This is a genomic window from Methylomonas rhizoryzae, assembly GCF_008632455.1.
In the GTDB taxonomy this organism is placed as follows: Bacteria; Pseudomonadota; Gammaproteobacteria; order Methylococcales; family Methylomonadaceae; genus Methylomonas; species Methylomonas rhizoryzae.
The window spans coordinates 3,625,134-3,637,804 of record NZ_CP043929.1 but is presented as its reverse complement, the minus strand read 5'-3'; the positions used below and the strand labels follow the sequence as shown (position 1 = coordinate 3,637,804).

The 12,671-nt window shown below is 56.7% G+C and carries 12 protein-coding genes; 9 read left to right on the top strand and 3 right to left on the bottom strand.

Features of this window, described 5'->3' with window-relative positions; translation table 11 throughout:
• Positions 1-320: 320 nt before the first annotated feature.
• Positions 321-797, top strand: a complete 477-nt coding sequence (locus F1E05_RS16175; protein WP_150050272.1) for a hypothetical protein — start codon at positions 321-323, stop codon at positions 795-797.
• Positions 798-905: 108 nt separating this feature from the next.
• Here the strand turns inward: F1E05_RS16175 and F1E05_RS16170 are convergent, their stop codons facing one another.
• Genes F1E05_RS16170 through F1E05_RS16160 form a run of 3 tightly spaced genes read right to left on the bottom strand, consistent with a single transcriptional unit; the run spans position 906 to position 3,063 of the window.
• Positions 906-2,573: a multidrug ABC transporter permease/ATP-binding protein gene (locus F1E05_RS16170; RefSeq protein WP_150050270.1), complete on the bottom strand. Its 1,668-nt coding sequence runs from the start codon at positions 2,571-2,573 to the stop codon at positions 906-908.
• Between the two features lie 8 nt (positions 2,574-2,581).
• Positions 2,582-2,803 (bottom strand): DUF6686 family protein, encoded by a 222-nt coding sequence (locus tag F1E05_RS16165; protein WP_150050268.1) that lies wholly within the window; start codon positions 2,801-2,803, stop codon positions 2,582-2,584.
• Positions 2,804-2,850: 47 nt separating this feature from the next.
• Complete coding sequence (locus F1E05_RS16160; protein WP_150050266.1) at positions 2,851-3,063, bottom strand: hypothetical protein; 213 nt, start codon at positions 3,061-3,063, stop codon at positions 2,851-2,853.
• 712 nt (positions 3,064-3,775) lie between these two features.
• Between F1E05_RS16160 and F1E05_RS16155 the strand changes: the two genes are divergently transcribed.
• The 8 genes from F1E05_RS16155 (at position 3,776) to F1E05_RS16120 (ending at position 12,671) form a co-directional block, all read left to right on the top strand.
• Entirely contained in the window at positions 3,776-4,693 is a 918-nt protein-coding gene (locus F1E05_RS16155; protein ID WP_150050264.1) for a hypothetical protein, read from the top strand.
• An 81-nt stretch (positions 4,694-4,774) separates the two neighbouring features.
• On the top strand, positions 4,775-5,545 hold the full coding sequence (locus tag F1E05_RS16150) for a hypothetical protein (protein WP_150050262.1): 771 nt from the start codon (positions 4,775-4,777) through the stop codon (positions 5,543-5,545).
• Between the two features lie 25 nt (positions 5,546-5,570).
• A complete protein-coding gene (locus F1E05_RS16145; protein ID WP_150050260.1) occupies positions 5,571-7,982 on the top strand; it encodes a penicillin acylase family protein in 2,412 nt (803 codons plus the stop codon).
• A gap of 51 nt (positions 7,983-8,033) precedes the next feature.
• Positions 8,034-9,371, top strand: a complete 1,338-nt coding sequence (locus tag F1E05_RS16140; RefSeq protein WP_150050258.1) for a lysine N(6)-hydroxylase/L-ornithine N(5)-oxygenase family protein — start codon at positions 8,034-8,036, stop codon at positions 9,369-9,371.
• Positions 9,372-9,514: 143 nt separating this feature from the next.
• On the top strand, positions 9,515-10,486 hold the full coding sequence (locus F1E05_RS16135) for a GNAT family N-acetyltransferase (protein WP_150050256.1): 972 nt from the start codon (positions 9,515-9,517) through the stop codon (positions 10,484-10,486).
• A gap of 7 nt (positions 10,487-10,493) precedes the next feature.
• Positions 10,494-10,706 (top strand): MbtH family protein, encoded by a 213-nt coding sequence (locus F1E05_RS16130; protein ID WP_150050254.1) that lies wholly within the window; start codon positions 10,494-10,496, stop codon positions 10,704-10,706.
• 7 nt (positions 10,707-10,713) lie between these two features.
• On the top strand, positions 10,714-11,457 hold the full coding sequence (locus F1E05_RS16125; RefSeq protein ID WP_150052037.1) for a thioesterase II family protein: 744 nt from the start codon (positions 10,714-10,716) through the stop codon (positions 11,455-11,457).
• Between the two features lie 206 nt (positions 11,458-11,663).
• Positions 11,664-12,671: a TauD/TfdA family dioxygenase gene (locus tag F1E05_RS16120; RefSeq protein ID WP_150050252.1), complete on the top strand. Its 1,008-nt coding sequence runs from the start codon at positions 11,664-11,666 to the stop codon at positions 12,669-12,671.

The following is a 12,671-nucleotide window of genomic DNA, read 5'->3' as shown; positions in this document are numbered from 1 at the left end:
TCCGGGTGGGCGAATTAGTCTGTTTTCAACCGGGAAATTTAATTTTTAACTGGATCCGAACCGCTGGAACCGAATCGAATGACCGCAGGTTTGGGTTGACGATCAATTTGCAAACGCAATTTCGGAAAGTAATGGTTGAAAAAAGATTTGTTTAGGCGTTAGATTCTTGTCCGGCCTCTATTCGATTGGGAGAGAGCGGATGTGCAACGTATTGCCGTCAAGATCAGGCTGCCGGCTGCACGGATTTGCGTGTAGCGGCATAATTAAGGCCGTTAGAAAATCGGCTTGAGCCGGCGGCCTCTTAAGCCATAGAGTTTCCGATGCATCCGATTGATCACTTCAGCTTGGAAAATCATCCTGGCCCATACCAAACCTGGCCGAGTACGAGCCGTTTGTATTTTGCCGGCTTGGATACCGGGGTGTCGCTACCGGGCTATTTCATCGAAGCCCAATATCAATGCGATGCCGGTTATTTGTTGATTACTTCTTACGATTGTCCGTTCGAAGAATCGAACGAATTCCTGCTGCTGGGGACGCGTTTCGAAGCTTTGGCGAGTAAGCGCTTAATCGTGCCTAACCAGTCTTTCTTGTTGAACGCGCATTGGCCGGTATCGCCAACCGAGCTGGCGTTGCATTACTATGAAGAACTGTTTTACCGCTTAACTATCGTTCGCCTTTCAAATAGGCCGAACGCCGGCTATGGACTGAAGTTGTTTAAAGTCGAGGACGTCGCCGGCGATGTTAGAGCTTTAGCTTCGCTTGCGGCATTGCGGCAACGCCTGCAAGCGAACCGATAGCGGCTGCCCGTTTTAAGTGGGACACAGAGAGGGGCTTAAGCGCTAGCCGGCTATGGTTCGATAAGCATGGCGTTTGAAATTTTCCCGCTTCCTTTATTTCCGGGGGATTTACGGCCAATCCGAAACCGAATATCGACTAACCGGAAAAACCGGGCCCTGCCGTGTCTCTAGCGCGTGGATGCGGCCTTCGTCCATTTTCACAATGCGGTCGGCGACGGAAAAATAATGTTCGTCGTGGGTAATGGCAAGCACGGTTTTACCGCTGGCTTTCAATAGCGGCAACCACTCGCTGTAAAAGCGGCGCCTATATTCCGGGTCTTGATCGGCCGCCCATTCGTCCAACACCAACACGGGCCGGTCTTCCAATAGTGCGGCTATCAGCGCCAAACGCTTGCGTTGGCCTTGCGACAAGTTAGTATCCGATAGTTTACTGTCTTCAACGGTTACCTTGTCCGCCAAACCGAATTGGTTTAGCCAAAAACGGATTTGCTCCGGATCGGCATCGGCTCCATTCGGGCCCAGCAAGCGCGAAAACAAATAAAAGTCGGAAAACACGCTGGAGAACAGACTGCGGTAAGCGGGACGATGGGCTTCGGTCAGCGGGTGGCCGTCTAGCAGCAATTGCCCGTTTTGCGGACGGTACAGTCCGGTCAGCAAGCGGCTGAACGTGGTTTTTCCGCTACCGTTGCCGCCGATCAGAAACACGAGTTCACCGCGCCGCAGTTCGAAGTCGATAGGCCCCACCGAAAACGGGTTGCCGTTTTCAAGAGCGGGGTAGCGGTATTCGACGTTTTTTAACGTCAGCGTCCGCCACGTTGCGGTTGCGGCGGTTTGCGCAACGGAAAACTTAGGGTTGTAGCAGGGGAGTTCCAGGCTGTCCAATTTCGCCAGCGCCACGCTGCCGCCGATTAAGCCGGGAATGGCGGCGATCAAACCGGTCAAGGGCGTGCGCAAGAATAAAATCGTCACGGCGTAGGTGGTGGCAACGGCGGATGTTTCCCAGGCCAGGGCGTTGACCAAATAAAATACCAAGCCTATGGCACCTAATATCATGGCGTTGGCCCAGTTTTCGTTGCACGCGTTGTAAATGTCCGCCCGAATTTCGCAGTTGCGGCTGGTTTGGGCGTTGGTTTCGAATTCGTCGTTATAGAAGCGTTTTGCCCGGTCGCGGTTTAAGGCCAATTCCTTGCGGCCGTAGAGTGCGGCTTGATAGTCCTCGTATAACAGGTCTTCGACGTAGCGGGCCGCCGCTATGTGTTGATGGGTGCGGTTAAGCAGCAACCAGGCTATCGCCACGCCGACAGCCATCCAGCCGGCTACTGCGGCGAATAGCCGCGGCGATAGCCAGGCCAGGTAAGCAAAACTGCCCAGATTCAGCGCCAAACCGTACAGTGCCGAAGGTAGGCCGATAAAGGCGGAGGTCAAGCGGTTGGTATCGCCGTTCAAGCTGGCTAACAAGCGGGCGGGGCCTAGCCACTCCAGGCGCTGCAATTCCGTATCCAAAATACGCTTGACCATGGTGCGGCGCATTTCGTACACCAAGCGATGGCCAAGTTTGGTCATGCAGATTTGCGAGGCGGTGCCAATGATCAAAACAGCTGCCAGCAAGCCAGAAAACTGTAATAGCGTGGTTTGCAAGTCACCCGTTGTTTGTAGCAAGCGTTCGTTGCTGAACGCGATAACCGCCACCGAAAGCCCGGCACTGGCCAGGCTTAACAGAATCGCCAGTAATAAAGTGGTTTTGAAGCGGTTAAACAATAAACGCAGCAGCGTCATAATCTGAATTAATGCACTAAAGTCAGGCTGGGGCGTTTAGCCATGGCGTTGTCGGCGACGTTGCGCGCCGCTTGATTCATCAACGCGGCAAAACTGGCGAATTGCTGTTCGTCCAGGCGCAAGGACATATTGTGCAGATGCAGATGAACTACTCCGCATTCGCGGCAAATCAATACTTTACCGCTCTCGTTAGTGGCTAAGTATTCGTGAGTACAAGGTTTTTTCGACATGGATTAATCTCCGGGATATGGATGGACGCGTTTGATCGGGCCGCTGTCTAGCCGCTTTCCGCGAGTCTGTCGTTGCCGTTCAGCTTAGCCTTGGCAAGCGTCAGCAGCAGTTTCCAAACGATTTGCTTGGAATTTAGGTCCAGACAGCGGAAATCGGTAGCATGCAGTTGGCCGTTTGCAATCAGTACGGCCAAGTAGCGCGGCTCGATTTCCAGTTTTACCGTGGCGGGTGCTTTAAAAAGTGATGAAAACATTTTCATAGGTGTACTCACGTGGCGAGTGACTTTTTTCAAATGATAATCATTCTCAATTAAAAAAAGCAACCAAAATTTTCCTGCTCGTAAGTTCAGGCGGTTTGCAAGCCTAACTCAGACTAGGTCAGGCTGATTAAAAGCAGGCGCTAGTGATTGTATGTACAGCGTTTTTTACTGCGTCTGCTAGGCGATTCCGCATTACTCGGGGGGATAATGGGCATGTATGGTTATCACCCCAACTAACGATCATGAAGACCTGACAATCGCTCCGGTAAATGAAGCTAGCTTGGTAGGAGCGACGCATAGTCGCGATGATGGCCTTGCGAATAGCGGCTATGTGTCCCCTCACCATGACGTTCATAGTAATGAAAAGCTGCCCCAGACCCGGCCACTCCCGAAAATCCTCTGTTCGCCGTGTTGCTTGGCATGATGGCTTGAGGAATTTGTAGGAAACTTTAGATTACATTGCATAGGCGAGATTTGGATTTCATAAAGCGTTACAAAGGGTTGGATTCTTTAAACCCAATGGGGAAATAGTCCCGAAATCAATTGAGGCTTCAGTGTGCTGAACAAAACAGGTTGACAAGTCTGTGTTTGTTTAACAAAATGATAATCGTTCTCATTTCGAAAATATTTCGTTTTTTAATGCCTCCTTAGCGAGGTTTTCGAACGGGAATGCAGCCACAGTCATCTCAATTGTTATTTAGGGAAAATATTCATGAAGCATACTTTGTCACGTGTTCAAGCCAAGCCGTTAGCCGCTGCGGTAGCGCTGCTGGCGGGCTTGCCCGTCGCTTCGGTCAATGCCGATGCGGTTACCAGAACCTTCGCCAATCCGCGCCCGATCGTGATTCAAGACACCTGCGCCGATCCGGAGTTGCCGGAGTGCGCCGCGCTGTTGGAGACATACACTGCGGAAGGTGCGCCGGCGGTTCCGGTAAAAGCAGCCAAAACCTATCCTTCGATGATTAACGTTCCGAAAAGCGCGTTCCCGAAAGGCGCGAAAATTAAGGACGTCAACGTAACCATCAAAGGCTTGTATCACGACTATTTAAACGACGTCGACATGCTGTTGGTGGGGCCGAACGGCCAATACGTGATGCTGGCGTCTAACGTCAGTTCGGCCGGTGCGACCCCTGAGGGTGGGGTGTTGGGCATCGTCGCGGAAAACCTGAATTGGAAATTCGACGATTCCGCAACCTTGCCGTTGCCGCGTACTACTCGCAACAATGGTCGCTTGAGCAATAGAACCACCAATGCGCTTTACAACGTCATCTACGAAGAGTGGGTGGACGTATGGACCGATACCGCATTGCGTACCTACAAACCCAGCGATTACGACAACAATCCCGATACCGACCATTTCCCGGCACCGGCCCCCGTGGAACTGCAGGATCCGGAAACCTCGATTGCACTGACCCCTACCACGGTGTTGACCACTCCGACCCCCGGCGACGAAAGCACTTACAAAATCGTCACCAACGGTCCGAAACTCGCCACCTTTAACGGTGCGGATCCGTCCGGCCAATGGAAGTTGTACGTGGTCGACGATTTCTATTGGTTCGCCGGCGAGATCAAGGGTGGCTGGAGTCTGGAAATTACCGCGGATGACGATCAGTCCTGCTCACTGCAATAGACTCGCCTCCCTAAATCCGAAAGCAGCCGGCTGAGGTAAAGCCGGCTGCCGCAATTCATCAATATCAACCGGAATTCGACTATGAAACATCATTCTTTTGCAATCGTGTTGGCGGCAGGATTGTTGACGCAGGCACTACCCGCGGTGGCGGATATCGCCAACGGCATGGATCCTTACCAGGCAGGCTACGGGTTCGACAAGCCGCAGCAAGCGGTTTGGGGAGGCTGGAGCCGCGGTGACGCGGGGACGGTTTATGCCGAATGGGATACCTTCAACGCGGACGGCCAGTTGTTGGCCGGAAGCTACGGGCTAAGCGGTGCCAGCTTCGGCTGGAATAGCTGGGACGGCACCGCAATCGACGCTTACGGCAATCTGGCCAACGACGGCGAGTCGATATTCGCCTACGCGGATATTTCCGGATACGCCGCGCAAGCCGTAGATCAAGTCACCCGGGTTGCCATGCAGTTGGAAGCTTGGGTAACGTTGGACGGCGACGGCGTCGATTACGACAACATTTGGCTGAACGGCTTGAGTGCGGACTATGTGGCATTGACCGACACCGGCAATACCGTGGTCATGGACTCGGTCGAATATGCGGTGTATCAATCGCTACTGATTTGGGATTTAACTTTTGCCCCCGACGATAGCGCCTACTTATTCGATTTATCCGCTGCCGCGGGTTCGCGCATCGCCCAGGTTGCTTTCGACATTGCCGGGGTAGCGCAAGGCGCGCCCTATGCCGAAACTCCGGTTGCCGTGCCGTTGCCGGGTGCCGTTTGGTTGTTTTTAACGGCTTTATTCGGCGTGTTGGGTGTTAATCGACCCAAATCCCGAGACCTTATCCGCGTTTGACAAGCAAAGCAGACAGAGTAAACCAATGCCGACAGCCGCACATTGCGTTGTAAATATCCGGGCGCTGCCGCTTGGCTTGTCGCTGAGTCTGGTTTTGTGCTTGGCTATCGGCGGCGGCTTGTTCATCGGATTGGATCAAGGGCCGGAAAAGTTGTCGGCGGCGGGCTTGAGCGACACGGTGGAAATAGTCACCGATCGTTACGGCGTGCCGCACGTGTACGCGGCTAGCATAACCGACGCCTATTTGACCTTGGGCTATCTGCACGCGCAGGAGCGCTTGTGGCAAATGGATTTGAACCGGCGGGCCGGCTCCGGCCGGTTAGCGGAACTGCTCGGCGAACAGGCTTTGCCGCAGGATAGGTTTTTCCGGGTGTTGGGCTTGCAGCGTGCGGCGCAGGCCAATTGGCAACAGTTGGATCAAGCCACGCGCACGGCGCTGCAGGCGTATGCCGACGGGGTCAACGCCTATCTGGACCAGGCGCATTGGTTGCCGGTCGAATACTACCTGCTCGGCGCTGGTCCGGAGCGGTGGCAGCCGCAGGATTCCTTGGTCTGGTTGAAAACCCTGGCCTGGAATCTGTCCGGCAATTGGTGGGAGGAGTTGCTGAATTTCAAATTGCAGCAACGCTTGCCGCCTAAGCACATCGCCGATTTGTTTCCAGGTTACCCGTACGCATCCGTGGCCGGGTTGCCCGAATATCCGGGGAATGCGGCGGCAACGCATAGCCTGACCGAACGCTTGCTGGCATTTGGCCGCTTGCCGGCCAAACAAGCAGTCGGTTCCAACAACTGGGCCGTGGACGGCAGTCGGTCGATTAGCGGTAAACCCATTTTGGCCAACGATCCGCATCTGCCCCTGACCGCGCCATCGCTGTGGTATTTCGCGCATTTGCACGCGCCGGGTTTGGATGCAATCGGCGCGACCTTGCCCGGTATTCCCGGCGTCGTTCTGGGACGCAACCGCCAAGTCGCCTGGGCTTTCACCAATACCGGTCCGGATAGCCAGGACCTATATTTCGAACAAACCTTGCCGGGTCAAACGCAGCGTTATCGAACCCCGGAGGGTGCGGCCGAGTTCGAGCGTATCGACGAAACGATCCGGATTAAGGGCGGACAAACGGAAAATTTAACCGTGCGCCTGAGCCGTCACGGGCCGCTGTTGTCCGATGCCGACCCGGATGCCGCTCAGCTGGCGTCCGACGGTTTGGCGATTGCTTTGAACTGGTCCGGCTTGGCCGCCGACGATAGCACCATCCGTTTTATTCTGAACGCCGGCACCGCGGCGAATGCCGACGCATTACGGCAAATGGCCCGCGACTTTCACGCGCCGCAGCAAAACATCGTTTATGCGGATGCGGCAGGACAAATCGGCTTCATCGCCGCCGGCCGGGTGCCGCTGCGCGATCAACGGAACGTGTTGTCCGGCCGCCTGCCCGCACCGGGTTGGGATAGTCGTTACGATTGGCAAGGCTGGATCCCGTTCGACGACTTGCCGCAACAAACCGGAGCCGCCGACGGCAAAATCGTCACTGCCAATCAAGACATCACCCCGCCCAACTATCCCTATTTCATCACCGCCAACTGGGCCTTGCCGTATCGGGCCGAGCGCATCTCGGCCTTGCTGGATGCCACCGAACGGCACGACACGGCTTCTTTCGCCGCAATACAGGCGGACATCGCCAACCCGCTTGCCTCTGAACTGTTGCCTTTTCTATTGGCGACACCGGCTACGCTGGAAACGCAGCAGGCCTTGGTTTTGCTGCGGGCTTGGGACGGCGGCATGCGCGAAGACAGTCCGCAGCCCTTGATTTTCGCCGAATGGTTGCGGCAATTGGCGGCTGTGCTGTATCGCGAGCCGCTAGGCGATTTGTTCGAGCAAGTCGGCGATTACAACCCGCCGTTTTTAGCCCGCGTCCTGACCGACCGGGACGGCGCCGCCGCGCGCTGGTGTCCGGCGCAAACCGCTGATGATACCGTGCCATGCGCGGCTGCCATGCAGACCGCGCTGCAACGGGCTTTGCACAATCTGCGCGAGCATTTCGGAAAAGATATGCGGGCGTGGCGCTGGGGCGAGGCGCATCCCAGTTTGTTTCGTCACGCGGCGTTCGGCGGCTTGCCGTGGCTGTCCGCTTGGTTCAACGTCGAAACCTCCAGTCCCGGCGGCATGGATAGCGTCAACGTCAGCGGTTACCGTTACGACGAAGCGTCGGGACGTTACGTCGGCGAGGCCGGGCCGGCGTTTCGGGCTATTTACGACTTGGCGGAGCCGGACAGGTCCCTATTTGTGCTGGGTACCGGCCAATCCGGCAATCCCTTGGCGGCGCAGTACCGGGACATGACCGGCGCCTGGCGCACGGGTGCCGGTTTTCCCCTGTTGACTTCAGCCGAGCGGGTGGCGCAAGCCGCCGTCCGGCGCACGATCTTGCTGCCGCACTGAGCTCGGCATGCGTTACCACTTTTCAAATCACCCTTCAGTTAGGACACAGCAATGAGCGACATTCTTGATCTGGCCGGTATCGGCGTCGGGCCTTTTAATCTCAGTTTGGCGGCCTTGCTGGCTAAAGTGCCGGACTGCCGGGCGCGCTTCTTCGAGCGCCGCGAGCGTTTCAACTGGCATCCCGGCATGATGCTGCCGGGTACGCAAATGCAGACCTCGTATTTAAAAGACTTGGTAACCCCGATAGACCCTAGCAATCCCTATAGTTTTTTGGCCTATCTGGTACAAAAAGGCCGGTTTTACCGTTTTGTCAATGCCGATTACCCCAGGGTGCGGCGGCTGGAATTTGCCGATTATTTGCGCTGGGCTGCCGAGCAATTGCCCTGCTTGCAATTCGGCGACGGCATCGAACACATCCGGTTTAGCGACGGCGGTTTCCGCTTGCGCTGCGAAAGCGGTAAAGAGCTTGCGGCTCGGCACTTGGCGGTAGCGACCGGCATGCGCCCGCACCTTCCCACCTGGATAGAGCGCTACGTCGGCGAGTATTGTCTGCATAGTCACGGATACGTCGGTTCGGACTTTTCGGTAGCCGGCAAGCGGGTGGCGATTATCGGCGGCGGGCAAAGCGGGGCGGAGATATTTCTGGATTTGATGGCCGGCAACCGCGGCAAGGCCGAGGAGATCGTCTGGATCAGTCGCCGGCCTAATTTGGAACCGTTGGATGAAACCGCCTTCACCAACGAATATTTCACCCCGGACTACGTGCGCCAGTTTCATGCCTTGCCGGAAGCGCGCAAGTTGCCGATTGTCGCCTCGCACAAGCTGACCGGCGACGGCGTGTCCCCGGCCACCTTGCAAGTCCTGTCGCAATATTTGTACGACGGCGATTTCTTGAATCGCGACACCACGCCGTATGCGATTTTGCCGTATCGGGAAGTGCATCTGGCCGGCCGAGACAAAGGCGCTTACCACTTGCATATGCGCAACGGTTTCAATCGCAGCGACGAGTCGGTAACCGTCGATCGCATCGTGCTGGCGACCGGTTACCGCTACCAATTACCGGATTGTCTTGCCCCGTTGCTGGAACGATTGGACTTGGACCGGGAGGGGCTGCCGCGTTTGAGCGAGGACTATCGATTGCCTTGGGACGGCCCGGCCCGGCATCGCATCTACATGCTGAACGCCGGCCGCAACAGCCACGGCGTAGCCGACGCCCAGCTAAGCTTGGCGGCTTGGCGTTCCGCGGTAATCATCAACAGTTTGCTGGATAGGCCGGTTTACAAGGTCGATCCTTTTCCGGCGCCGATGCGCTGGGTCGGCGGGCAAGCTGCCGAAAATGCCGGAGCGGAAACCTCCGGGCTGGCGGCGAAGATATATAAAGTCGGATAGGGCCGAGCTGCATGAAGCGGGTAACGGGCGAGCGGCGCGACGAGGAAAGCAATTGTTTGGTTGACATATTAAATGAGAATCGTTATTATTCGCATAACTTTTTAATCCGCTAACCTGACTGTTTCCAAGGTGTAACCAGCGCTATGACACTCTCTCAAACCTGTTACGACAATCTGCAAATCGATTTGTACGCTGCCGATAGCGATCGGCAGCCTCAGTCAAGTCTGTGCGAAACCGCAGACGGCAGCGTCGTTGTAGCGGCCGGCGACAGTAGCCCGGCCGCGTTATTGCCGGCCTTGCAAGCCTGGTTCGACCGGCGGCCGGCTAACAGGGAAGTCGTGTTGCGGATCCAAGCCCGCGGCATCGCGGCGGCTTTGATCAGCGGCGGAATCGCCATCGCCGGCTCACAAGAAGAGCTGGTCACCGTCAAGCGCAGCATGTTGCGGCAACTCTCCGACAGTTTTTTACCGCAGCTGCGTCAACAACCTTTCCCTTTGCATTACGTCGTCAGCGACGGCAAGCGCCATCCGCTGCGCCCGCCGTTGCCGGCCGGGGAACTGTATCGACGCTATTTGCCTGAGCAGGACTTGCGGGTGTCGTTTCGCAGTGTCGATCTGGATGCCGATTTGGATACCTTCCACGCTTGGCATAACGACCCTAGAGTATCGGCGTTTTGGGAATTGGCCGGCAGCCAAGCCATGCACCGCGAATACTTGGACAAAGTGACTAACGATCCGCACATGCAGCCGGTATTCGGTTGTTTCGACGGCCAGCCTTTCGGCTATTTCGAGATTTATTGGGCTAAGGAAGACCGCATCGCGCCTTACTACCCGGCGGACGATTACGATCGCGGCGTGCACATGCTGGTCGGCGAACAGCGTTGGCGAGGCCCGCAGCGGGTGGCTGCTTGGTTGCCTTCTCTGGCGCATTTCATGTTTCTGGACGATCCGCGTACCCGCAACGTGGTGGCCGAGCCGCGCGCCGACAACGCCAAGATGATCGGCTACATGCAGCAAGCCGGCTTTTGCAAGCTGAAGGAATTCGATTTTCCGCATAAACGTGCCGCGATGATGCTGTTGTCGCGGGAAGTATTTTTCGAGCAATTTTGTATTTGACGAATTTATGAGCATCGATAGCGAAGACACCGTGTTTCAGGTTGTGGTCAACCATGAAGAACAATATTCGATATGGCCGGACTACAAGCCGGTGCCCAACGGTTGGCGCACGGTCGGCAAATCGGGCCTAAAAAAGGACTGCCTGGAGTACATCGAACAGGTTTGGACCGACATGCGACCGTTAAGCTTGCGCAAGTTCATGGAAGGTCAGGAGAGCTAAGCCGGTGATGCAGCTTTTTTGCCTGCCTTATGCCGGTGCCAGCGCGGCCGTTTACTTGCGCTGGCAACAGCGCCTGCCGGACTGGTTGCGGGCCGTGCCGGTGGAAATGCCGGGGCGCGGCGCGCGCTGGCAGCAAGACTTGCAGCGCGAATGGCCGGCTTTGCTGGACGAGCTGTCCGCGACTCTGATACCGGCAATTTCGGCGCCGTTCGCATTATTCGGCCACAGCCTGGGCGCGTTAGCTGCATTCGAGTTGGCCCATGTTTTACAAGAATGCGGCGGGCCGCAGCCATGCGCGTTGATATTGTCAGCGGCCGAGGCACCGCTGTGCCGGCGAACCGAGCGTTACGCCGATTTGCAAACCGATAACGAATTGCGCCGGGAGTTGCAGCGTTTAAACGGTACAGACAGCGAAATTCTGGCTAACGCCGAGATGATGGCCTTGTTGTTGCCGGTGCTCAAAGCCGATTTCGCGCTGTGCGCCGGCTACCGCAGAAAGACGCGCCCGCCGTTGGCTATGCCGCTGTACGTTCTGGGCGGCAGCCTCGATGCGATCAGTAAGGAAGCGCTACTGGCTTGGCGCGAAGAGAGCAGCGGCGGCTGTTCGTTGCAGATGTTCGACGGAGACCATTTCTTTTTGCGCGCTTGCGAGTCCGAGCTTTTGCGCTTTTTCGGACAGACGTTACAACCTTACCGCGTGGCAGCCGCATGTTGCGGCGAACTTGCGCAGGCTGCGAGCGGCCCGCTCTAGCGGACGATAGCGCCCCTCGAATCGGCGTCATTCAGGCTGACGCGGTGTTTGTCCTGGGAGGCAATGGAAAAGGAATTCTCCCCCTGCCTCTATACCTGGTGCGAAAGCGCTTCCCAGGGCAAACACCTCGGCGTCTTGAAGTACGGGAAACGGCCGGACAGGCTTGGCTCCGCACGAATTTCAATTCATAGATCACGGTAATTTTGATGATTACGAGTATCGCATCGGCAGCGAATGCCACAGTTGCATTGCACATAGAGCCTTTATCGTCGGGCGGCCTCCTGCCATTGCTTATACGGCCGGAAATTCCGGGCGTGGCGCTGCAAGATGTGGTCACTCGGTTCGGCGAGTTGTTGCAGCAGCGGCTGCTCGAATGCGGCGGCTTATTGTTCCGCGATTTCGCGGTCGACGGTATTACGCAATTCAAAGACTTTGCCGCCGGTTTCGGCCACCCGCTGTTGAGTTACGAATTCGGCTCCACGCCGCGCACCCGAGTGGATGCCGGTATATACACCTCGACCGAATACCCGCCCCACCAAGCTATTCCCTTGCACAACGAACAGGCTTACACCCGCGAATGGCCGCTGAAAATCTGGTTTTACAGCGAGTTGGTGGCCGAGCAGGGCGGGGAAACGCCTATTGCCGACAGTCGGCAAATCTACCGTCGCATCGATCCGGCCATCCGCCGCCGCTTCGAAAAGCACGGCTTGATGTACGTGCGTAATTACGGCAATGGCTTGGATGTGCCTTGGAACCAGGTGTTCAACAGCGACGACCCGGCGGTCGTGGAGCGCTATTGCCGCGAGCACGTCATCGACTGCGAATGGCTGGCGGACGGCGAATTGCGTACCCGGCAAATCTGCCAGGCCACCGCCCGCCACCCGATAACCGGCGAGTGGGTATGGTTCAACCAGGCGCATTTGTTTCACGTCTCTAATCTGGAAGCGGACGTGCGCGAGGCGCTGCTGGCGGTGCTAGAACCGGAAGAATTGCCGCGCAACGCCTATTACGGCGACGGCAGCCCGATAGAAGACGGCGTATTGGCGGAAATTCGCGGCGTGTTGGACGAGCTGACCGTCAGTTTTCCCTGGCAAACCGGCGACGTGATGATGTTGGACAACATGCTGGCGGCCCACGCCCGCGCCCCGTTTCGCGGGCCGCGTAAAGTCGTGGTCGCCATGGCCGAACCTTATTCGCAAACCTTTTCCGCATAA

Coding starts and splice junctions, on each gene's coding strand:
- F1E05_RS16175 (WP_150050272.1), top strand. CDS start 321: ATGCATCCGATTGATCACTTCAGCTTGGAAAATCATCCTGGCCCATAC.
- F1E05_RS16170 (WP_150050270.1), bottom strand. CDS start 2,573: ATGACGCTGCTGCGTTTATTGTTTAACCGCTTCAAAACCACTTTATTA.
- F1E05_RS16165 (WP_150050268.1), bottom strand. CDS start 2,803: ATGTCGAAAAAACCTTGTACTCACGAATACTTAGCCACTAACGAGAGC.
- F1E05_RS16160 (WP_150050266.1), bottom strand. CDS start 3,063: ATGAAAATGTTTTCATCACTTTTTAAAGCACCCGCCACGGTAAAACTG.
- F1E05_RS16155 (WP_150050264.1), top strand. CDS start 3,776: ATGAAGCATACTTTGTCACGTGTTCAAGCCAAGCCGTTAGCCGCTGCG.
- F1E05_RS16150 (WP_150050262.1), top strand. CDS start 4,775: ATGAAACATCATTCTTTTGCAATCGTGTTGGCGGCAGGATTGTTGACG.
- F1E05_RS16145 (WP_150050260.1), top strand. CDS start 5,571: ATGCCGACAGCCGCACATTGCGTTGTAAATATCCGGGCGCTGCCGCTT.
- F1E05_RS16140 (WP_150050258.1), top strand. CDS start 8,034: ATGAGCGACATTCTTGATCTGGCCGGTATCGGCGTCGGGCCTTTTAAT.
- F1E05_RS16135 (WP_150050256.1), top strand. CDS start 9,515: ATGACACTCTCTCAAACCTGTTACGACAATCTGCAAATCGATTTGTAC.
- F1E05_RS16130 (WP_150050254.1), top strand. CDS start 10,494: ATGAGCATCGATAGCGAAGACACCGTGTTTCAGGTTGTGGTCAACCAT.
- F1E05_RS16125 (WP_150052037.1), top strand. CDS start 10,714: ATGCAGCTTTTTTGCCTGCCTTATGCCGGTGCCAGCGCGGCCGTTTAC.
- F1E05_RS16120 (WP_150050252.1), top strand. CDS start 11,664: ATGATTACGAGTATCGCATCGGCAGCGAATGCCACAGTTGCATTGCAC.